General features: G+C 31.7%; 24 protein-coding genes, 1 tRNA gene and 2 riboswitches. Of the genes, 17 read left to right on the forward strand and 8 right to left on the reverse strand.

What is annotated here, in order from left to right:
- Positions 1-93: 93 nt before the first annotated feature.
- The 3 genes from HMPREF2715_RS11180 (at position 94) to menC (ending at position 3,375) form a co-directional block, all read left to right on the forward strand.
- Positions 94-183 (forward strand) — tRNA-Ser (locus HMPREF2715_RS11180).
- Positions 184-971: 788 nt separating this feature from the next.
- Positions 972-2,366 (forward strand): o-succinylbenzoate--CoA ligase, encoded by a 1,395-nt coding sequence (gene menE, locus HMPREF2715_RS11185; protein ID WP_053025188.1) that lies wholly within the window; start codon positions 972-974, stop codon positions 2,364-2,366.
- Position 2,367: 1 nt separating this feature from the next.
- Positions 2,368-3,375, forward strand: a complete 1,008-nt coding sequence (gene menC, locus HMPREF2715_RS11190) for an o-succinylbenzoate synthase (protein WP_070840131.1) — start codon at positions 2,368-2,370, stop codon at positions 3,373-3,375.
- On the opposite strand, the gene yidD is transcribed toward menC, so the two are convergent.
- Positions 3,372-3,608, reverse strand: coding sequence for a membrane protein insertion efficiency factor YidD (yidD, locus tag HMPREF2715_RS11195; protein ID WP_016931379.1), 237 nt, complete (start codon positions 3,606-3,608; stop codon positions 3,372-3,374). The genes menC and yidD overlap by 4 nt on opposite strands.
- A 66-nt stretch (positions 3,609-3,674) precedes the next feature.
- On the opposite strand from yidD, the gene ytkD reads away from it, so the two are divergent.
- Together ytkD and HMPREF2715_RS11205 are read left to right on the forward strand one after the other, a co-directional pair.
- Entirely contained in the window at positions 3,675-4,148 is a 474-nt protein-coding gene (gene ytkD / locus HMPREF2715_RS11200) for an RNA deprotection pyrophosphohydrolase (protein WP_053025186.1), read from the forward strand.
- Positions 4,129-4,899, forward strand: a complete 771-nt coding sequence (locus HMPREF2715_RS11205) for an alpha/beta hydrolase family protein (RefSeq protein WP_070581337.1) — start codon at positions 4,129-4,131, stop codon at positions 4,897-4,899. Before ytkD ends, HMPREF2715_RS11205 begins: the two co-directional genes overlap by 20 nt.
- Positions 4,900-4,963: 64 nt before the next feature.
- Here HMPREF2715_RS11205 and pckA read toward each other — a convergent pair whose 3' ends face one another.
- The gene (gene pckA, locus HMPREF2715_RS11210) at positions 4,964-6,556 is read right to left on the reverse strand and encodes a phosphoenolpyruvate carboxykinase (ATP) (RefSeq protein WP_037558865.1); all 1,593 of its coding nucleotides are present in this window, start codon (positions 6,554-6,556) and stop codon (positions 4,964-4,966) included.
- Between the two features lie 164 nt (positions 6,557-6,720).
- Positions 6,721-6,831, forward strand: a riboswitch (SAM riboswitch).
- Positions 6,832-6,946: 115 nt separating this feature from the next.
- Between pckA and metK the strand changes: the two genes are divergently transcribed.
- The 3 genes from metK to HMPREF2715_RS11225 all read left to right on the forward strand — a co-directional run bounded on the left by metK (position 6,947) and on the right by HMPREF2715_RS11225 (position 10,259).
- On the forward strand, positions 6,947-8,143 hold the full coding sequence (metK, locus tag HMPREF2715_RS11215) for a methionine adenosyltransferase (protein ID WP_011275440.1): 1,197 nt from the start codon (positions 6,947-6,949) through the stop codon (positions 8,141-8,143).
- A 93-nt stretch (positions 8,144-8,236) separates the two neighbouring features.
- Positions 8,237-9,145, forward strand: a complete 909-nt coding sequence (locus HMPREF2715_RS11220) for a hypothetical protein (RefSeq protein ID WP_016931383.1) — start codon at positions 8,237-8,239, stop codon at positions 9,143-9,145.
- A gap of 277 nt (positions 9,146-9,422) precedes the next feature.
- On the forward strand, positions 9,423-10,259 hold the full coding sequence (locus tag HMPREF2715_RS11225) for an aldo/keto reductase (protein ID WP_070581338.1): 837 nt from the start codon (positions 9,423-9,425) through the stop codon (positions 10,257-10,259).
- Between the two features lie 64 nt (positions 10,260-10,323).
- Here the strand turns inward: HMPREF2715_RS11225 and HMPREF2715_RS11230 are convergent, their stop codons facing one another.
- The 3 genes from HMPREF2715_RS11230 to HMPREF2715_RS11240 form a co-directional block, all read right to left on the reverse strand.
- Entirely contained in the window at positions 10,324-10,677 is a 354-nt protein-coding gene (locus HMPREF2715_RS11230) for a fluoride efflux transporter FluC (RefSeq protein ID WP_053025183.1), read from the reverse strand.
- Complete coding sequence (gene crcB, locus HMPREF2715_RS11235; RefSeq protein ID WP_053025182.1) at positions 10,674-11,039, reverse strand: fluoride efflux transporter CrcB; 366 nt, start codon at positions 11,037-11,039, stop codon at positions 10,674-10,676. Before crcB ends, HMPREF2715_RS11230 begins: the two co-directional genes overlap by 4 nt.
- Positions 11,040-11,130: 91 nt before the next feature.
- Complete coding sequence (locus HMPREF2715_RS11240; RefSeq protein WP_053025181.1) at positions 11,131-11,436, reverse strand: hypothetical protein; 306 nt, start codon at positions 11,434-11,436, stop codon at positions 11,131-11,133.
- A 263-nt stretch (positions 11,437-11,699) separates the two neighbouring features.
- Here HMPREF2715_RS11240 and HMPREF2715_RS11245 point away from each other — a divergent pair, with 263 nt between their 5' ends.
- Together HMPREF2715_RS11245 and HMPREF2715_RS11250 are read left to right on the forward strand one after the other, a co-directional pair.
- Positions 11,700-12,413, forward strand: coding sequence for a transaldolase (locus HMPREF2715_RS11245; protein ID WP_070840133.1), 714 nt, complete (start codon positions 11,700-11,702; stop codon positions 12,411-12,413).
- A 217-nt stretch (positions 12,414-12,630) separates the two neighbouring features.
- Positions 12,631-13,101: a hypothetical protein gene (locus HMPREF2715_RS11250; protein WP_070679044.1), complete on the forward strand. Its 471-nt coding sequence runs from the start codon at positions 12,631-12,633 to the stop codon at positions 13,099-13,101.
- Here the strand turns inward: HMPREF2715_RS11250 and HMPREF2715_RS11255 are convergent.
- Complete coding sequence (locus HMPREF2715_RS11255) at positions 13,085-13,531, reverse strand: competence protein ComK (RefSeq protein WP_037552261.1); 447 nt, start codon at positions 13,529-13,531, stop codon at positions 13,085-13,087. The two genes, HMPREF2715_RS11250 and HMPREF2715_RS11255, sit on opposite strands and share 17 nt — an antisense overlap.
- A gap of 1 nt (position 13,532) precedes the next feature.
- Positions 13,533-14,009: a sigma-70 family RNA polymerase sigma factor gene (locus HMPREF2715_RS11260; RefSeq protein WP_070581341.1), complete on the reverse strand. Its 477-nt coding sequence runs from the start codon at positions 14,007-14,009 to the stop codon at positions 13,533-13,535.
- Between the two features lie 256 nt (positions 14,010-14,265).
- Here HMPREF2715_RS11260 and HMPREF2715_RS11265 point away from each other — a divergent pair, with 256 nt between their 5' ends.
- From HMPREF2715_RS11265 to ribE, 7 genes are all read left to right on the forward strand, one after another.
- Positions 14,266-14,487, forward strand: a complete 222-nt coding sequence (locus HMPREF2715_RS11265; RefSeq protein WP_011275450.1) for a hypothetical protein — start codon at positions 14,266-14,268, stop codon at positions 14,485-14,487.
- A gap of 207 nt (positions 14,488-14,694) precedes the next feature.
- On the forward strand, positions 14,695-15,546 hold the full coding sequence (locus HMPREF2715_RS11270; protein ID WP_037552266.1) for a peptidoglycan release complex glucosaminidase SagB: 852 nt from the start codon (positions 14,695-14,697) through the stop codon (positions 15,544-15,546).
- 336 nt (positions 15,547-15,882) lie between these two features.
- Positions 15,883-17,373 (forward strand): FAD/NAD(P)-binding protein, encoded by a 1,491-nt coding sequence (locus tag HMPREF2715_RS11275; RefSeq protein WP_070581342.1) that lies wholly within the window; start codon positions 15,883-15,885, stop codon positions 17,371-17,373.
- Between the two features lie 120 nt (positions 17,374-17,493).
- Positions 17,494-17,635: riboswitch (FMN riboswitch) on the forward strand.
- A 140-nt stretch (positions 17,636-17,775) separates the two neighbouring features.
- On the forward strand, positions 17,776-18,819 hold the full coding sequence (ribD, locus tag HMPREF2715_RS11280) for a bifunctional diaminohydroxyphosphoribosylaminopyrimidine deaminase/5-amino-6-(5-phosphoribosylamino)uracil reductase RibD (RefSeq protein ID WP_053025174.1): 1,044 nt from the start codon (positions 17,776-17,778) through the stop codon (positions 18,817-18,819).
- A 6-nt stretch (positions 18,820-18,825) separates the two neighbouring features.
- Entirely contained in the window at positions 18,826-19,458 is a 633-nt protein-coding gene (locus HMPREF2715_RS11285) for a riboflavin synthase (RefSeq protein ID WP_070840135.1), read from the forward strand.
- Between the two features lie 15 nt (positions 19,459-19,473).
- Positions 19,474-20,655, forward strand: coding sequence for a bifunctional 3,4-dihydroxy-2-butanone-4-phosphate synthase/GTP cyclohydrolase II (locus tag HMPREF2715_RS11290; protein ID WP_053025172.1), 1,182 nt, complete (start codon positions 19,474-19,476; stop codon positions 20,653-20,655).
- Between the two features lie 11 nt (positions 20,656-20,666).
- Positions 20,667-21,125, forward strand: coding sequence for a 6,7-dimethyl-8-ribityllumazine synthase (ribE, locus tag HMPREF2715_RS11295; protein ID WP_053025171.1), 459 nt, complete (start codon positions 20,667-20,669; stop codon positions 21,123-21,125).
- A gap of 52 nt (positions 21,126-21,177) precedes the next feature.
- Here ribE and HMPREF2715_RS11300 read toward each other — a convergent pair whose 3' ends face one another.
- Positions 21,178-22,179 (reverse strand): proline dehydrogenase family protein, encoded by a 1,002-nt coding sequence (locus HMPREF2715_RS11300; RefSeq protein WP_070581345.1) that lies wholly within the window; start codon positions 22,177-22,179, stop codon positions 21,178-21,180.
- Positions 22,180-22,214: the final 35 nt, after the last annotated feature.

Genomic DNA, 22,214 nt, shown 5'->3' on the forward strand with positions numbered 1-22,214 from the left:
GGCGGTAACACGGGTTCGAGTCCCGTAGGAGTCATACAAACAGAAGTGAAATATCGCTTCTGTTTTTTTATGTAATTTAGTTATTAATATTGAGGAGAACTGTCCGAGTCTGGCCGAAGGAGCACGCCTGGAAAGTGTGTAAGCGCTATATGCGCTTCAAGGGTTCGAATCCCTTGTTCTCCATAATAAAAGCTTATCACAATATGTTGTAGAGTGGGCAAGTGTCAAAGAAGTGCCTAGAAAGTAAAATTTCTGGCACGTTGATCTTGCTTTTTTATTATTGAAATTGTGATGAAAAGCAACTTTTTAATGAAGTGCGTGGGTAAAACTAAATTTTAGAATTAATAATAAAAAATATCTTTTAATATTATATTAAACTCAACATAATGCGTTGAGTTTATAAACGAAATACATTGAATTTCGAGGGTTTAAAATGAAAATTTCAAAACAAGCAGAAAAAGGAGCTAGAGTAGTGGATACGCTAGCTCTTTTGTCATATCATATTAATATTTAAGAGTATTAAAAACATAGATAAATGGAATAAACAAGTTCAGTTTTTAATCATGTTGGTGATATTCAACTATTAGATTATGGATCGAGATAAGAAAATTTAAGAATAATTAGATTTTAATATTTAAATTAATATATAAATATATTATGATATTTATATATCAACGACAATGCGTGGAACTTATAAAACGAAATACATTGAAATCAGTAGCCAGCCTGCTATGAGGCTAGGCAATAATTGAATATCATAGCTTATTTGAGTTTAAAGTGGTAATCATCACTTTAAACTCTTTTTTAATTTTAAAAATAAAGCTAATTCATTGTTTAATGATTGAAATTTTCCAAAATGTCAATTTGTAATAAGCTAATATAAATGAAATATGCGGCTTCTTAAACACAACCAATGCTAACTAACTAAATTATCGTTATAATTATAATGTATTTATATGGAGGAATGAACAGTGGATTTTTGGTTAAAAGAGCAAAGTATTAAAAATAGAGATAAGATAGCAGTTACAGATGGAAATCATTCTATAACTTTTAAGGAATTGTATGATAAAGCATTTTCAATATCAGAACAAATTCTTTCTTTAAATAATAATAGAGTAGGATTGTATATTAAAAACGATATTGCGTCTATCACACTGATTAACGCTTGTTGGTTAGCTAATGTTGAAATAGCAATGCTAAACACGCGATTAACAGAAACTGAAATGATAAATCAAATGAATTCCATCAATGTATCAACAATATTAACGACGCAACCATTTCACTTGTCGGATTTTAATGTAATACATATATCTGAAATAGAACAATATTCAAAACGTATCAATAATCAAACATGTAATTATGATCGAATTGCTTCAATTATGTTTACATCTGGAACGACAGGTCCTCAAAAAGCAGTACCACAAACCTTTAAAAATCATTATGCAAGTGCAATTGGGTGTAAAGAAAGTTTAGGATATGATGAAACCACTAAATGGTTATCTGTTTTACCGATATATCATATTTCAGGTCTTAGTGTTTTATTACGTTCTATAATTGAGGGCTTTACGGTACGTATATTGGAAAAATATAATACACAAACGATGTTATCGATCATTAAGGAAGAAGGACCTACCCATATATCACTAGTCCCACAAACGCTTAAATGGCTTATGGATGCAGGATTAAACCAACCGTTCTCAATTGAGAAAATATTACTTGGAGGTGCCAAATTATCAACTACATTAATTGATGAAGCCCTAAATTATCAGTTACCGATATACAATTCATTTGGAATGACAGAAACGTGTTCTCAATTTCTAACTGCTACACCCGAGATGCTTGCACAACGGTATGATACTGTCGGTAAACCAAGTGAAAACGTTAATGTACGTATTAAACATCCAAATAGTGAAGGTCATGGCGAACTTCTCATAAAAGGGAATAATGTAATGAACGGTTATTTATATCCAGCAGGGTTGAGCGATACTTTTGAGGATGGATACTTTAAGACTGGTGATATAGCAGAAATTGATGAGGAAGGATTTGTGATGGTTTATGATCGTCGCAAAGATTTGATCATAAGTGGTGGGGAAAATATTTATCCATATGAGATTGAATCAATTGCTAAAACACATTCAGATATTAATGACGCTGTATGTGTAGCGCAAGAGGATGAGACATGGGGTCAAATACCAGTACTATATTATGTTTCAGATGATACAATTCCAGAAATAGAATTAACTAAATATTTGAAAACGTATTTGGCAAAATATAAAGTACCCAAAGCCTTTCATCAGGTTGAAAGTTTACCGTACACTTCTACAGGTAAATTACAACGCAACAAAATGATTAATAAAGGACAATAATATGAGGATTAAAGCAGTAAATTTTTATCTTTACAATCATGAATTTAGAGATCCAATTGTAACTCCCAAAGTTAAATTGACATACCGAAAAGCACTTATTGTTGAAATTTTAAGTGAAGAGGATCAATCTTTTTTTGGAGAGTGCAATGCATTTGAAACAAATTGGTACAACGAAGAAACGATTGAAACTGTACAAGAAATACTTTCACAATGGTCAGAAAGGATTGTTAAAAAGTCTGTTCATAAATATGAAGATTGGAAACCATATTTAGATATACTTGACAATTATCCCACAGCGAGAAGTACTGTAGTTATGGCGATTTATCAGATGTATCATGATTTACCGAAGTTTAAAGTAGAGTATGGTGCAACGATAAGTGGCATAAGTGCACAACAACTTGATTATTTAAAACAAACTCAACCCAAACGTATAAAGTTGAAATGGACAGGTCAACTGAATGATGACATCTCACTTTTAGATGACATATTGCCTTATGATTTTGAATTAGCATTAGATGCTAATGAGTCACTAGATGTTTCTGATTTTCAAAAATTAGAATCTATAAATGACCAAAATATACTTTATATAGAAGAACCATTTAAATCGCTTTCTTCAACTTTACACATTGATCATACACAATACCCTGCAATTGCACTCGATGAAAAAGCTACTGATATCAATAGTATTATTTCAATTGTTAACCAATTCCCGGTTAAAGTAGTGATTGTTAAACCATTTAGAATGGGTGGTCTTGATAGAGTACAATCATTGATTCGTGAATTGAAATCAATTGATATTAAAGTGGTTATAGGTGGAATGTACGAATATGGACTAAGTCGTTACTTTACTGCATTATTAGCTCGAGAAGGTGATTATCCTGGGGATGTAACTCCAGATGGTTATTATTTTACTGACGATTTCACGCAAGGTGTCGGTAAATTAAAAGAGGGGATGATTTCATTTCACCCCCCTCAAATCGATAAATCAAAATTACTTAAATTAAATTAGTGTCTATGTTTATCCTTTTTTAAAGGAACTGGATCAAATCCACCTTTATGTAGTGGATGACATTTAAGAATGCGACGTATTCCCATGTAGCCGCCTTTGAGTGGGCCGTAAACTTCAATCGCTTCTCGTGTATATTCTGAACACGTAGGATAAAATCGGCATGTGGGTGGTGTCATAGGTGAAATATAGCGTTGATATATATGGATTATTCCAAGAAATAATTTTTTTAACATTATAGGCCTCCAACAAGTAATACGATTATAAATAAGTTTAACATATTGAAGGGAGTAGTATGGAACATGGAGTTTCTAGATAAAGATAATAGACGTGTCACAATGTGTTACAAAACGAACAACGACCATCCAGATGGTAATCATGTTTTAGCTATTCCGTTATATCAGAGTCAGTTACTATTTACCCATCATAAATTACGTGGCATCGAGTTCCCGGGTGGTAAGGTTGAAAAAGGAGAAGAAAGCTTACAAGCTATCAAGAGAGAGCTTTTTGAAGAAACAGGAGGCATACCTGAAACGATAGATTATATTGCTCAATATCAGGTTCATACATTCGATAACTCAATTTTCAAAAAAGATGTATATATCGTGAAGGTTAAATCATTTAAAGAGAAAAGTGATTATTTAGAAACGAGAGGGCCATTATTATTTGATAATATTAATTCTATTCCATTAGATAAACAAAGTTATTTAATACAAGATAATGCAATTCTTAAATGTGTTGAGAGGATGATAGAACTTGGATATTATCGCGACTAAGAAAATGCCTATAGCATCAAGAACACACCAATTCGATGAAATTACTTATAAAGTTGATGGCTTAAAAGTAAAAGCATTACAGATGTGTCCTTTGACGAAGACAGTAAAAAGAATCGTAGTATATTTGAGAGGAGGTAAGGGACAAGTCGGACGTGTACGTGCAGCAAGACTAATGCAGTTTGCAAATGATAATACCTTAGTTGTAGGTCCTTATTATAGAGGAAGTAATGGAAGTGAAGGTAGAGATGAGTTTGCTAACGCTGATTTAAAGGATGTTACCTATCTCATAAAGATACTTAAACAACGATTTCCTAATGCATATTTACACATGATTGGTTTTTCAAGAGGTGGAATACAAGGACTACTTACATATCAAGATTACCCAGTCGATAGTTACATCATCTGGGGTGGTGTATCAAGTATGCACTTGATGTATGAAGAACGTACTGATTTAAGAGGGATGTTGCGTCGAATGGTAGGACATCCTTCCAAAAATAAGGAATCTTATGACCAAAGAGATGCGATAAAACTTATTGATTCTAATAGTCCACCAATTTTAATCGTTCATGGTGGCAAGGATAAACAAGTAGGTATTCATCATGCCAATTACTTGGAAGAACAATTGAAATTAAAAGGTGTTGTTCATGATACATTTTATCAACTTGATGAAGGGCATGTACCTAGACCACAAGCAATGAAATTAGCGCTCGATTATGTGCATCAATGGATGACGAAATGTGAAGAAATATAATAAGACAACGTATAAGGGTTCAGTACAGTATGCCTTATACATTGTCTTTTTAATAAATATTTATTTATTTGTTAAAGCCACCAGTGTTAGCAATTTCTTCAACTTCTGGACCGAATTTCTTGAAGTTTTCTTCAAAACGTTTAATTAAGTCATCCGCTTGAGCGCGATATTTATCAGAATCACTCCAAGCATTAATTGGATTCAGTATTGTTTTTGGAACATCTTCCATTTCAGTAGGAATACTTAAACCAAATTTCTCATCTTTTGTGAACTCTGCATTTTTCAATTTACCTTTAATTGCTTGATCTACCATATAACGAGTGTAATGTAGACTAATACGTCTACCTACGCCGTATTTACCACCAGTCCAGCCAGTGTTAACTAAATATACATCAACCTCATGTTTATCTATTAGCTCACCTAATAAATCTGCATATTTAATAGGATTAAGTGGTAAGAAAGGTGCACCAAAACAAGTTGAGAATGATGGTTCTGGTTCAGTAACGCCACGCTCAGTTCCAGCTAATTTAGAAGTGAAACCACTTAAGAAATGGTACATCGCTTGAGATTTAGTTAATTTAGCAATAGGTGGAAGTACACCAAATGCGTCAGCAGTTAAGAAAATTATTGTATTAGGATGTGCTGCTTTAGATGGTAATACAATATTATCAATGTGATGAATTGGATAAGCAGCACGTGTATTTTCAGTATATGAATTATCATCGAAATCAACAACACCACGCTCGTTAACCACAGTATTCTCTAATATAGTACCGTATTGAATCGCGTTATAAATTTGAGGTTCTTTTTCTTTAGAAAGGTTGATTGCTTTTGCGTAACAACCACCTTCAATATTGAAAATACCGTTTTTATTCCAACCGTGTTCATCATCACCAATCAATTTTCTATCAGGTGCTGCTGATAAAGTTGTTTTACCTGTACCTGATAATCCGAAGAATAAGGCTACGTCTCCTTTATCTCCAACATTCGCAGAACAATGCATACTCATAATATCTTGCATTGGAAGCAAATAGTTCATTACTGAGAAGATACCTTTTTTCATCTCACCAGCATACTCTGTACCACCAATTAAAATGGTTTTATGTTTGAATGAAATGATAACAAAAGTTTCAGATTTAGTTCCATCAACTTCAGGATCAGCTTTAAAGTGAGGTGCTGAAACAATTGTGAAGTTAGGTTTTATATTACTAGCTTCTTCTTTAGAATCTGGGCGGATAAACATGTTTTGAGCAAAAAGGTTGTGCCATGCAAGTTCATTGATAACTGTAAGTTTCAATTGTGTGTCTTTGTCACTACCTGCATAACCATTAAAAACGTAAAGTTCGTCTTTTTTATCAAGATAGTCTAAAACTTTAGAGTAGAGATTTAAGAAAGTTTCTTCATCGATAGGTTGGTTGATATCTCCCCAATGAATATTATCTTTATAAGAAGGTTCTGTAACAATGAATTTATCTTTAGGTGAACGTCCAGTGTATTTACCTGTGCTCGCATTGATAGCACCAAGTTCAGTTAATTCTCCTTCATTATTATCCATAATTTTGTAATAAAGTTGAGTTGTTGAAAGCTGAAAAAGAGAGCTTTCTTTTTCCAATAATTTTTTAATTTTAGGTGTTTCGCCGTATGTATCTACTGACATACCCAATCCCTCCAGCGTGTGTTATAGAAATTCAATATTGTAAGCCTTTACATGAAAATAGTATAACATAATGCCGTAATTATTCCACCTGGAAAAAACAAAAACCATTTAAAAACAAAATTGACATTAATAAATGAATTAGGTAGTATAGTTCTTAACGGATTCTCTTATCCTGAGTGGTGGAGGGACATGGACCCAATGAAACCCAGCAACCTCTTTTTTAAAAGAAAGGTGCCAAACCGTTTGCAGACATATATTCGTCTGAACGATAAGAGCGAATGGACGTTTAAGAGCCTTCTCTCTGTCTTGAATAGTGAAGAAGGCTCTTTTATTTTTGAGCTCACATTTAAAAGAGAATTTTCGTAAATATAGTTATAAAAGGAGCAAATCATGACTTACAATAAACGTTTATTTACTTCAGAATCAGTGACAGAAGGACATCCAGATAAGATTGCTGACCAAGTATCTGATGCCATTTTAGATGAAATCTTAAAAGATGACCCCAATGCACGTGTTGCTTGTGAAACTACTGTAACAACAGGAATGGCTCTAATTTCAGGTGAAATATCTACATCAACCTATGTAGATATCCCTAAAGTTGTAAGAGAAACAATTAAAGGTATTGGCTATACTCGTGCTAAATATGGCTATGATTACCAAACTATGGCAGTTTTAACTGCAATCGATGAGCAGTCACCTGATATTGCACAAGGTGTTGACAAAGCACTTGAATACAGAAATGATATTTCAGAAGAAGAGATTGAAGCTACTGGTGCCGGTGACCAAGGTTTAATGTTCGGATATGCTACAAATGAAACAGAAACATATATGCCTTTACCTATCTTTTTATCTCATCAATTAGCTAAACGTTTATCTGATGTACGTAAAGATGGAATTTTAAACTATTTAAGACCGGATGGTAAAGTTCAAGTAACAGTTGAATACGACGAATCAGATAAACCTAAGCGTATTGACACGATTGTAGTATCATCTCAACATGCGGATGACATTGAATTAGAACAAATTCAAAGTGACATTAAAGAACATGTCATATACCCAACAGTTCCTGAAGGATTAATTGATAATGAAACGAAATTCTTTATCAATCCTACTGGAAGATTTGTTATCGGTGGACCTCAAGGTGATGCTGGATTAACAGGACGTAAAATCATTGTTGATACTTATGGTGGTTATGCACGTCATGGAGGAGGTTGCTTTAGTGGTAAAGACCCAACTAAAGTAGACCGATCAGCAGCTTATGCGGCAAGATATGTAGCTAAAAATATTGTTGCTGCAGGACTAGCAGACCAATGTGAAGTACAACTTGCTTATGCTATTGGCGTGGCTGAACCAGTTTCAATTTCAATTGATACATTTAAAACGGGCAAAGTTTCTGAAGCTCAACTTGTTGAAGCTGTTAGAGCTAACTTTGATTTACGTCCAGCAGGTATCATTAAAATGTTAGATTTAAAGCATCCTATATACAAACAAACTGCTGCTTATGGTCACTTTGGTAGAACAGATGTATTGTTACCATGGGAGAAATTAGATAAAGTCAATGTATTAAAAGATGCTGTTCAAGCTTAATAAACGCTTTAAATAATATAAAGAAATTGTCGAAATTATAGATAGTTTCCATTATAATTAGATTTACTGATAGATTAAAGGAGCGTTGATTTAATGAATTCATTTGGACCAATCGAAATTGGTTTAATCGTAGCAATTGTAGTTGCAATTATCTGTTTAATATTATTCTTAGTTACACTTAAAAGTAAAAACAATATTAAACAGAAAACAAAAGAAGAATACGACTTAAAAGAAAAGCAAATGAAAGCGTCACATGACGAAGCCCTAGAGAAAGAACGCATACAAAATAAAAAGCAAGTTACTAAACAAAAAGAAGATTTTGATGCAACTGTAAGCGGTAAAGATCGTGAAATTGATGCATTGAAACTATTCTCAAAAAACAAAAGTGAATATGTTACGGATATGCGCTTAATTGGAATTAGAGATCGTTTAGTGAAAGAAAAACGTATTAGACCTGAAGATATGCATATTATGGCAAACATCTTTTTACCAAGTAATGAATTCAATGATATTGAACGCATTAGTCACCTTGTACTTACGCGTACAGGCCTATATATTATAGATTCTCAACTATTAAAAGGGCATGTTTATCAAGGTATAAGTGGTAAGCAATTTAACGAATTGCCTATGATGGAACAAGTATTTAGTACTTTGGATTTAGATGTTAAGTCACCTCAAACACTAGTACTCGATCAAAATGAAGATAAATCTTCATTGTCATTTGTTAATTACTCAGAACAACTTACTTCAATTGAAAAGTTAGCGTCAGACTTGCAAACACAATTAGGGGCTAAATATACGCCAACTGCGATTTTATATTTTAATCCTAAACACGATGGAGACGTAACGATTTCAAATTATGCACAAAGTTCAAGTGTTAAAGTTCTAGTGGGACCTGATCAATTAGATGAGTTCTTTAATAAATTTGTATTCCATGGACGTATTCAATATAACGTAGATGAATTACAAAATGTTATGGATAAAATTGAATCATTTAATTAGTATTAGAGCCTGGGACATAAATAATATGATGATGCTATTTTGCAAATTCGCAGTAGCTGACTGAACTGAAAATGCGCTTAAATCAAGCTTTTTTCAGTTCTAGTCATCCTTGCGGGGGTGGGACGACGAATTTAAAAAGAATTCTGTCCCACTCCCTTTTTAATTTTGAGGAGAAGCTTATTAAAATAATAAACTAAACTAATATTAAAGTTTTCAATAATGACAATTATGGGAATAGAGTAGTAATTATTAAAATATAAAGAAAGAGGTTTCTTTTATGGAAGCAATTGAATTTTATAATGGTCACACAATGCCTAAAGTTGGAATTGGTACCTTTAGAGTAGAAAATAACGATGAATGTAAGGAGGCAGTTAAACATGCAATTGTCTCAGGTTATCGTAGTATTGATACAGCAAAAGTATATGGTAATGAAGAACAAGTTGGTTTAGGAATTAAAGAAGGTCTAGAAGCTACTGGGTTAGAACGTAAAGATTTATTCATTACATCAAAACTATATTTTGAAGATTTTGGGCGCGAAAATGTTGCAAATGCTTATGAAACAAGTATCAATAAATTAGGACTAGATTATTTAGATTTATATCTTGTTCATTGGCCTGGTACTAATGAAGCAATAATGATTGATACATGGAAAGGTATGGAAGATTTATATAAAGATGATAAGGTTAAAAATATTGGTGTAAGTAACTTCAATGCAGAACACTTTGAAGCATTATTAGCTCAAGTTTCTATTAAGCCAGTCATCAACCAAGTAGAATTTCACCCATATTTTACTCAAAATAAACTACGTAAATATTTAGAAGTACAAAATATCCATATGGAGTCATGGTCACCATTTATGAATGCCCAAATCTTAGGTGATGAAACACTTAATCAAATTGGCAAAGAAGTTAATAAATCGGCAGCACAAGTCGTCATTCGTTGGAACATGCAACATGGTGTCATCGTTATTCCTAAATCAGTTACACCTCAAAGAATAGAGGAAAATATTAATGTTTTTGATTTCGAACTAACAGATGAACAAATGGAACAAATTGATTCTCTAAACAAAGATCGACGCATTGGTCCTGATCCAGCAACATTTGAGGGACATTAATAAAAATATAAAAATACACTTCATAGTTGCAAGATTTAATCTTAAAACTATGAAGTGTATTTATTTATATCGAATAACCAATAAAGCAAGAGATAAACCCTATTACAAATTGTAAAATAGAATAACTAAAAAATTGAACAGGTTTAAAACTTGGCGAAATAAATTGGACGATTTCATAAGACAGAGTTGAAAAGGTTGTTAATCCTCCAAGAACGCCAGTTATAAAAAACAGTGAAAATAATTGATAATCTTGAGCTATCCCATACACGAAGCCAATTAAGAAACTACCAACGAGATTGACTATTAAAGTTGCAATCGGTATAGGTGACGTTATTTTACTTTTAAAGACATCTGTTAACCAAGCTCTGATAACAGCACCAATGCCACCACCTACCATAATAAGTAGTATATGTATCATGTAGGTTGCCCCCCTAATTTAACACCTAACCAGCAGAAAAGAATGCCTCCTATATAACTGGTTAAGCCATAGATAAAGAGCAAAGCGATACTATTATTTTGTGACATTGTAACTAACTCAAATTGGAAGGTTGAAAAGGTGGTTAAAGCACCTAGTAGTCCCGTTGTGACACCTTTTTTAATTAGTGGGTTGTTTTTAAAAAATTGAATGGATAACGAAGAAAAATATCCCATTGAAAATGCACCCACAATATTCGCAATTAATGTACCGAGTGGTAATCCAGAATCGGCATTAAGAGTTGATAAGACATATCTTAGTAATGCTCCAAATAAGCCCCCAATAAACACAAATAAATATTGCATTTTGTCACACCTATTCATTATTTTTATTACGTTAAACAGTAATCGTTAATTATTTTTAAATTAAAAAGTTAGTTCTGGCATTTAAAAAAGTTTACGACAATATACCAAATGTCTTAATTGAGGCATAGATATGGAATACAATCACCAATAAAATGATTATTGGCAAAATTTTACTCGCAATTCTTATCCATCCTTGTTTATCACCTAAATGTTTAATCGCTTTATCTGAGAATATAATAGAAGCAATTAATATAATCACATTAATGATACTGCACGCAATAAGTAAATATTTAACAGAAGTAATTTGCTGACTTAATAGTGGGTTGAATGTATTAAAATAAAAACTTATGATGAGTAAAATTATTGAGATATAGAAGTATTTTTTTGGCTTAGACATAATGTTCCTCCTACCTAATATCATCTAATCATATTACCATATTTTAATTAACATTTAATAGTGACTAGTGAATTTGATAATTAATTTTGTTAAAAAGCAAAACATTCGCCAAGTGTTTCTAAGAATGATATAAATAATTTATAAATATTTTATTGATGCGGAATAGTCTGATCATCATATGAAAAGAAGTATATACATATAAGAAATCTATTGTGATGTAATTTAACTATCATCGTAATCGTAAATAAAGGAGGAAGAATGTAATGGCAAAATTAAATGTCGAAGTATTTGCAGATGGCGCAGATATTGAACAAATGAAAGCAGCATATAAAAATAAAGAGGTAGACGGTTTCACTACTAATCCTAGTTTAATGGCTAAAGCGGGTGTAACAGACTATAAATCATTCGCTGAAGAAGCGGTTAAAGAAATTCCAGATGCATCTATTTCATTTGAAGTATTCGCTGATGATTTAGAAACTATGGAAAAAGAAGCTGAAATATTAAAACAATATGGTGATAATGTTTTTGTCAAAATTCCAGTTGTGAATATTAAAGGTGAATCAACAATTCCGTTAATTAAAAAATTATCAGCGGACAATGTGCGTTTAAATGTTACTGCAGTGTACACTATTGAGCAAGTAAAAGAAATTACTGAAGCGGTAACTGAAGGAGTACCTACATATATTTCAGTATTTGCGGGTAGAATAGCTGATACTGGTGTTGATCCATTACCTTTGATGAAAGAATCAGTAGATGTGGCGCATAGTAAAGAAGGCGTTAAATTATTGTGGGCAAGTTGTCGTGAATTATTTAATGTTATTCAGGCAAATGAAATTGGTGCCGACATTATTACATGTCCAGCAGATGTAGTTAAGAAAGTAAATACTAATTTAGGTCGAGATATTAATGAATTATCAGTTGATACTGTAAAAGGTTTCGCTAAGGATATTCAAAGCTCAGGTTTATCTATCCTTTAAAATTTAAAAATTAAAAATAACTCCGTAATATAAGATATTGATTAGAACTTCTACATACAATTAACATTTTCATGTCTGTGTATAGATTCTCTAAATCAATCTCTTTCAGAAACGGAGTATTTTTATATAGTAAAGCTTATGTTTTTTAACTTGTAAGTAATTAAGAACTTCGCTAAAATTTAAAAGAAATCATATTAGAAGGAGATAACCACATAGTATGAAATATACAGAATTTGAAGAGAAAGTTAAAAAACAATTGTGGTTTTTAAATAAAAAGGAAAAAAAGCTATTACAAAATAATTTAACGCATTACCATAATGAGGTTGAGGGTAATGAAGGGGATATTCAGTCAAAGAAATATCGCAAACCAATTCAGTACGCAAATCAATTTTTAAAAAATAACATATTTAAACAAAAAGAAGTGGCAAGCTCCACATTGTTATTTTTACTAATTGGAATTGTACTCATTTATGCTTTCTTGCTAGGGTTATTTTTAACAGGGTTTATTACAAGTCTTACTGCAGTGAATTATTTTATAAATCCACAAGTTTCAATGCCAGTTATAAATGTGATCTTAATTTTAATAGGTGCAATACTTCTTGCAATCGTAAGTTTATTACTCATTAAATCAGTTACTGCATTTTTTACAAAAAAATTATTAGAATATAAATTTAATAAATCTGCATAGTTTTTTGTACTAAATGATACAATAATGTACTTTCTTGCCATTTTTTATAAATTAACGAATAGGGTTCATCAACTTGTAATTGGATATTGTTTTCAAAAGTAATGATGACGCCATTTGTAGTAGAAGTTAATCCTATAATTGTTAATGCGTTGATGTAAGTTTGTAAAGGTGCACGTTGATGTTTAATAGGGAAGAGGACAACTTTGTCAGATATATATAAAGGTACTAATTTATTAATTGCTAATAATCGTTTTGCCAACTTTAGCCTTTGCAAATACGATTGATTATGCTGTTCGAAATAATAAATTAGTACCTTTTTAATTGGAAAAGGTAGCACCATGTCATAAGTCGAAAAGCAGCATTTAGTTTTATGTTCACTATGTTGCAATGTTTGAATATAAAGCAAATGGTAAGAATTGTGTGGAATCATATTATTCACCTTTAAAATAATAATCGGTGAGCTTTTTTATAGAAGAGGATTTATACTTTTTAATACTCGATAAAGAGACATGCATTAAGTCGGCAATTTCGAATTGTTTATAGCCTTGAATAAAATAGTTATACCATGCGAGTTCTTGTGCATTTAAAATTTTGGAAATGTCATTATAGTCGAAGAAAGTTATCTCTGTATTAATAGAAGTAATTTGAAGAGTTTGTAAATTATCGACTTCAACTATTTCTGGTTTTAAATTTTCTTTTCTAAATAAGTCAATTAAGTAAAAATTGAGCCGTTGATAGAGATAAGAGGATAAACAAATATTTGAATTCTTATTGTAATTCTTAGATAATTGCCACAGTTTAATTAGCAATAACTGATAAAATTCATCATAATTATACTTGACGTAATAACGTTTTAACAAATAATGAATAATTCTATGATATTTATGATATATGTAATCAAAATTCATTGTACTTGGAATTCGCTCCTAGTTTAAGTACTTAAACAAAATTTCCGGATATCTAAAATTTAAACTAACTTATTTAAATTATCATTTGCGTAATTTGAAAAAAGGGTGTTAAATAGTAAACATAGAATAATGAAAGTATGCAAAATAATGGTTTAAGACATAAGTAACTCAGTAATGCGACAATTAATTATGAACATACCTAACATTCATAAATATATTTAAGTTCTAGTCAATTTGTAACGTGGGAGGTATAAATTTGGATTACGCACATTTAAATCTAGAGCATTTTTTTGCGAGAAATGATGATTTAGACATAATTAGGGATCGTTCTGAATTTGTAATGATTAACAATTTCACAAATGAAATGATGTATCGAGATGGTGAAATAGAAGGAACAGTTGATTTAAATCAATATTATTACAAGAATAGATCTCAAGCAGCTAGTTTTATAATGATGGATTATCGCAAAGATAATTAACAATAAATAGTTATGCTTTATAGAATCAAGTAATGAAATTCTATATGTTTCATTACTTTTTATTTTGCAAAGTTTCATTTTGATTACTTTTATTTTATGAATATGTAACATCGCAAGTATAAAATTGTTTATAAGAATTAATAATGTTAAACTTTATTATCATAAAGATTTTAAAGAAAAAACAACATTGACCTAAGAGGTGTGAATATGACGAAGCACAAAAAAGGCTCAATTATTAGCCTAGTGGGGTTATTGATTGTTTTAGTCGCAGCAGGTTTTATTTTCTTTACTATGATTTCAGATCAAATATTCTTTAAAAAAGTAAATGAAGAAGAAAAAGTAGAGCATTTAAACGTTACACTAAATAAAGCTGCCGATAAACAAATTGATAATTACACAAGTCAACAAGTCTCTAACAAGAATAATACTGCTTGGAGAGATGCTTCAGATAATGAAATAAAAGCTGCAATGGACAGTAGTAAGTTCATTGATGATGACAAACAAAAGTATCAATTTTTAGATTTATCTAAATATCAAGGTATTGATGAAAACCGTATTAAGCGTATGTTATTCGATCGACCTATGTTATTAAAGCATACTGATGCATTTATTAGTGCTGCTAAAGAGAAACATGTGAATGAAGTTTATTTAATTTCTCATGCTTTATTAGAAACTGGTTCAGTTAAAAGTGAATTAGCCAAGGGTGTAGAAATTGATGGTAAAAAATATTATAACTTCTATGGTGTAGGTGCTCTCGATAGTGATCCTATTAAAACTGGTTCAGAATACGCAAAAAAACACGGTTGGGATACTCCAGAGAAAGCCATCAAAGGTGGTGCTGATTTTATTCACCAACACTTCCTATCACATGATGATCAAAATACGCTATACAGTATGAGATGGAATCCTAAAAATCCAGGTGAACATCAATATGCTACTGATATTAAATGGGCAGAAAGTAATGCTCAAATTATCGCAGATTTCTATAAAGAGATGAAAACAGAAGGTAAATATTTTAAATTATACGTATACAAAGATGATAATAAACATCAAAAATAAATAATTGTAAGTAAACTAAAGCCAACGATCACACTGATTCAAGCAAGTGATGACGTTGGCTTTTTCTTTAATATATTTTATGTTCACAAACATTTATTCGGCTTTATTTTTTCGAGTTATCCAACTAAATGCTATAACAAATACTACGAAAACTTTTAAGAGAAATTTCATTTTAGTTCACCTCATTAACTCAATATTAACATATCAATATAGGATAAAGAAAAATGGAGAATGTTAAGTGTATATAAGTATAAATTATTTTAAGCAATTTATGATATTGATATAATTAAATTATTAAAAATTCTTGTTAGAGAAAATTAAAAGGATGATGAATATATGCGTGTAGCAATTATAGGGATGGGCACAGCTGGTGTTAGTGTACTAAGGCAATTAGTCAAAAATGAAGCGTTTAAAAATCTTGAGGTTGATGTATATGATCATGATAAGAATATGGGGCAGGGTGTACCTTTTCAAAATGACAGCAGCCAATTATTAATTAATTTGCCAACTAAGCAAATGAGTTTGAATTTGGATGATGAAGAAGAGTTCTGGAAATGGTATCAAGAGCAATCAGAATTTAAATTCGATAATCCTAAATATCTTCCTAGGTTTGTATTTGGTCATTATATGAAGTCATACCTATCTAACTACGACTTGTTATTTGATAATTTAACCATTATTAAGCATCCAGTTCGCGAAATTTTTACAAATTCAGAAATTGATGAGACTACATTAACATACTATGTATGTACTTCAGAAGATATGAGTGAATGGAAAGAGTATGATTATATATTCTTAACGACTGGCACATTCGCATATCATGATCCATATAAACTAAAAGGGAATAAAGGTTATATTCAAACACCTTATCCTACATATAATACATTAGATGAAGTGTCTCAATCAGACGATATTGCAATTATAGGCACTGGATTAGCCAGTTTAGATGTAGTTAGATACGTGACTACACATCATCCTAAATTACCAATAACTATGACTAGTCGCTCAGCACATTTACCTAGTGTTAGAGGAAATATGATAGATGTTGAGTTTAAACATTTAACAAAGCAAAAGTTTAATGAATTGAAGTCGCAATATTATGGAAATGTACCTTTAGAATTAGCTTTTGAATTATTCCAATTAGAATGTAAAGATCATAAATTTGATTTAGAGAAACTAGTATATCGTCGCACAGGAAATACAATTCAAGATTTACAGTATGATCTTGATAGACCTGATGAAATTGGTGTGTTTCAAAGTTTAATTGAAAATATTAAAGAAAATCTAAACTGGATATGGAATAGCTTTAGTCGAGAAGATCAGCAAGACTTTGATAAACGTTTCTCAAAAATTATTCAATTAAATTCTAACCCTATGCCACCTCGTACTGCAGAGTTAATTATAGACTTAATAAATAATCAATCATTAATTGTTAAAAGCGGATTAGAAGATATTACTTATAAAGACAACCATTATTTATTGGAATTTAACAATGATGATTATTATTATCAATATGATGTCATTATTAATTCGACTGGATCAAAAACACATTTATCAGATTTAGATGAGGAAGATCAGCTTATTCTTAACCTACAAAACAGACAAATTGTTCAACCACATCCAATGGGAGGTATACAAATTATTCCAGAAACCAATCAAGTCATAAGTCCAAGATATGGAACTCTCAACAATATGATAGCTATTGGGCAAGTAACTAATGGCGTTAATAAATTGCGTAATGGAGTGAAGATGATCGTTGATCAAGCGGTCAATTCTGTAAATTATTTATATGAAAACCAAAGTAAATTTGACCATTTTAGTTCATAATGTAGACATTTACACTTAAATAATATGCAGCGTTGACGGTTTGTAATTTTTAAACAATAAGCGTATGATTAATGTTGTAGTTATTAAACTACGTTAACTCAAACAATCACAATTTCATATGAATTCTTTCGGGGCGGGGTGCAATTCCCAACCGGCAGTAATATAAGCCTGCGACCTGTCAAAGTAAAAGGTAATAACTTTGATGGCTGATCTAGTGAGATTCTAGAGCCGACAGTGAAAGTCTGGATGGGAGAAAGAATGAGTCGTCATTATTTGATAATTATGATGGTTATTTAGCATACACATTTACTAATGTTGTAAGCTTATTTGAATATATATTTGGTCTCCCTATGCCTTTAAGCACTTTATTGGTATAGGGAGTTTTGATTATGAGGTGATTTATTGAGTAATTTTATGAAATACGCTATACAACTCGCACAAATGGTTAAAGGACAAACAGGTATCAATCCTCCAGTTGGTGCGGTCGTTGTTAATAACGGCCGAATAGTTGGACTCGGTGCTCATCTAAAACAAGGTGAGAAGCACGCGGAAGTACAAGCACTTGATATGGCTGGAAAGGAAGCAAATGGTGGAACAATCTATATTTCGTTAGAACCATGTACCCACTTTGGCTCAACACCACCATGTGTGAACAAAATTATTGAATTTGGACTAAGCAAAGTTAGTTACGCTGTTAAAGATACGACATTACCTTCTGAAGGGGACGCTATTTTAGAACAAGCTGGGATTGATGTAGAACATCAATACTCTGAAGAAGCAGCTGCCTTATATAAAGACTTTTTTAAAGCTAAGTCAGAGCAAATCCCTGAAATTACGATGAAAGTGTCTGTATCATTAGACGGTAAACAAGCAACAGATTTAGGTCAGAGTAAATGGATTACTAATTCAGAAGTCAAACAAGATGTCTACCATTTAAGACATACGCATGATGCTGTGTTGACAGGAAATGGCACAATTAATGCTGATAACCCACTTTACACGACTCGTATTCCAAATGGTAAAAATCCAATCCGAATAGTGCTGTCTAAAAGTGGCAATGTTGACTTTACGAAACAACTTTTTCAAGATTCGTCGAGTGAAGTGTGGATTTACACTGAAAATCAAACGCTTGAAAGTCCAAATCGAAACATAAAGGTTATCTGTATAGATAAATGCGATTTAAAAGATATTCTTAAAGATATTTATAAGCGTGGTATTGGTTCATTATTAATTGAAGCTGGTCCTCGTATAACTTCCAAATTTCTCCAAACTGATTTTATTAATCAACTTATTATTTATTACGCCCCGAAAATAATAGGTGGTTCTGGAAAAAATCAATTCTTTCAAACTGCGGATATTATTGATTTAAATGAAACCACTCAATTTGAAATTTCTTCTACTGAGTTAATTAATCAAAATTTAAAAATGATTTTGCGAAAGAAGTGACAACTTATGTTTACAGGTATTGTTGAAGAAATAGGTACTGTCAAAAATATTCGTACTCATCAATCGGTTAGAACATTGGATATAGCTTGTCAAACTATCACAGAAGACATGAACATCGGTGACTCTATTAGTGTGAATGGAGCTTGCTTAACAGTGATTGACTTCACAAGTAATTATTTTTCTGTTCAAGTTATAAAAGGTACTGAAGATAAAACATATCTATCTCAAATCAATAAAAATGATGAAGTCAACTTAGAAAGAGCAATGTCAGGAAATGGACGTTTTGGAGGTCATTTTGTTTTAGGTCATGTTGATGACAAAGGTGTTATAACACAAGTTAAGGAAACTCCTAATTCAAGGATAGTTTCGATTAAAGCATCTACAAATATCATTAATCAAATGGTCAAACAGGGTTCAATCACTGTGGATGGTGTGAGTTTAACAATTTTCGATTTACGATATGATAGTTTTGATATTCATTTAATACCTGAAACAAGACGTTCAACGATTTTATCTTCTAAACAAAATGGCGACCAAGTTCATTTAGAAACGGATGTTCTTTTTAAATATGTTGAACGAATGATAAGTAGAAATGAGTCAAAGCTTACATTAGATAAGTTAAGAGCATTTGGCTTTTAGGAGGCGTAATTATAGATGGAATTTGACGATATTATGGATGCATTAAATGCTTTAAAACGTGGTGAAAGTATTATTGTTGTGGATGACGAGGATCGTGAAAATGAAGGAGATCTTGTAGCTATAACGCAATGGATGAATGATAATACTATTAATTTTATGGCTAAAGAAGGTAGAGGGCTAATTTGTGCACCAATTAGTAAAGACTTGGCACTCAAACTTAAACTAATGCCTATGGTAGAACATAATACGGATGGTTTTGGAACTAATTTCACAGTAAGTATCGATCACGTTACAACATCAACCGGTATAAGTGCATTTGATAGAATGGCAACGGCACGTGCTTTAATTAATCCAGAATCTGGGCCTGAAGATTTCCATAAACCTGGACATCTTTTTCCACTAATAGCTAAAGAAAACGGTGTGTTGGAACGTACTGGTCATACAGAAGCAGCTGTAGATTTAGCGAAACTAACGAAAGCAGTTCCAGCAGGTGTTATATGTGAGATCATGAATGAAGATGGGACAATGGCTAAAGGTGAACAACTAGAAGCGTTTAAACATCAACATGGTCTTAAAATGATTACTATTGAAAGTTTAGTTAATTATCAAAAAGACAAAGACACTAGTGTTGAGTTAAAAGCAAAAGTTAATATGCCGACAGATCATGGAACTTTTGAAATGTATGGATTCGAATCACCATTAACTAAAGAAGAAATTGTTGTACTTGCTAAAGGAGAACCACGTGCCACAGAAAATGTGCGTATTCATTCTGCATGTTTAACAGGTGATATTTTCCATAGTCAAAGATGTGATTGTGGTGCACAACTAGAATCAGCGATGAAATATATTAATGAGCATGGTGGCATGATTATTTATTTGCCTCAAGAAGGAAGAGGCATAGGGTTAATCAATAAATTAAGAGCATACGAATTAATTGAACAAGGTCATGATACAGTAACTGCCAACCTAGCTTTAGGTTTTGACGAAGATTTGAGGGATTATCATATAGCAGCTCAAATTTTAAATTATTTCAATGTACAACAAGTGAATTTGTTAAGTAATAATCCTAAAAAATTTGAGGGATTATCTGAGTATGGTATTAAAGTTGCGGACCGCACACCAATTATTGTAGCTGAAACAGAACATAATCATGATTATATGAATACTAAAAAAATAAAAATGGGACATTTAATTTAGGAGGAATAAAGATGAATTTTGAAGGTAAATTGGTAGGAATAGATCTAAAAGTAGCTATTGTTGTAAGTCGATTTAATGATTTTATAACGAACCGTTTATTAGATGGTGCAAAAGATACACTTGTTCGTCACGGTGTGGAAGATAGTAATATAGATGTTGCTTATGTACCTGGTGCATTTGAAATTCCTTTAGTTTCTAAAAAACTAGCTCAGAAGGGTGAATATGACGCAGTCATCACTTTAGGTTGTGTAATTAGAGGTGCAACATCTCATTATGATTATGTATGTAATGAAGTTGCTAAAGGAGTATCAAAGGCGAATGATGTAAGCGATATTCCAGTTATATTTGGCGTATTAACCACTGAAAGTATTGAACAAGCGGTTGAAAGAGCTGGAACTAAAGCGGGTAATAAAGGTGCTGAAGCAGCAGTAAGTGCTATTGAAATGGCAAATTTATTAAAACAATTTTAATTAAAAAAATAAATCCTCGACAAAGCAATAGCAGTGTCGAGGATTTATTTTTTTATCTTTTTAATAATCTTGTAAAACCAGAAATAATAAATGCAACTCCAAGGCCTAGGCTAGTGAAAAGACCAATTTTCTTCAATGTTTTAGTTGAAACAAATTCTTGATATGCAAGAGCAAGGTTTTGGGGGCGTTCAGCTAATCTACGCATGAAGTAACCGAACCAATCATTGCCATAAGGAACATAAATTGTGAAATGGTATCCTTGTCGAGAAATATCCTCAGCTAATTCACTACGGAATCCGTATAACATTTGGAATTCAAATTGATCTCTATCAATATTATGTGATTTAACAAATTGTTTAACGTGGTTAATTATTTGATCGTCGTGTGTAGCGATTGATGTATAGTTTTTCGCATTTAAAAGACGTTTCTCAATGATTTTTATGTAATTTGCATCAATCTCTTCTTTAGTTTGATATGCAATTTGTTCATCTTCTTTATATGCACCTTTAACTAATCTTAAGCGCAAATTAGGATATTTTTCAATTAAGTCAATTGCATCATAAAGGTAAGCTTGTATTACTGTTCCAACGTTTCTGAATTCCCCTTTAAGTCTATCTAACACTTCAACAATTTGCTGTAAACTGTCATATTTTTCAGTGTCGATATTAATATGCATATTATCAAATTCGTTGGCTTTAAGTAGAATCTCTCTTAAATTATTATAAGCTAGCTCAGTATCAAATTCACCACCAAGAGAACTTAATTTTACAGACATATGAGCATCGACATTATAATCTTTAATAGCTTGCATAACTTCTAAAATTTCATTCTTAGCTTGAGTAGCTTCTTCAACCGTTCCTACAAACTCGCCAAGATTATCAACTGTAACTGCTATATTTTTATCGTTGAGTCTCTCAATTGTGTCAATTAATTGCTCGATAGTATTACCAGCCACAACTTTATTTGCACCCATTTTAGGACCTACTTTTTTTGCTGTTTCATTTAAATAAGTGCTATTTGATAATGCAATAAAAAAATTCTTAAAAAGTGACATATCCCATTCCTCCATATTACATAAAACTTATAATT

Source organism: Staphylococcus sp. HMSC062A01, assembly GCF_001836805.1.
In the GTDB taxonomy this organism is placed as follows: Bacteria; Bacillota; Bacilli; order Staphylococcales; family Staphylococcaceae; genus Staphylococcus; species Staphylococcus haemolyticus.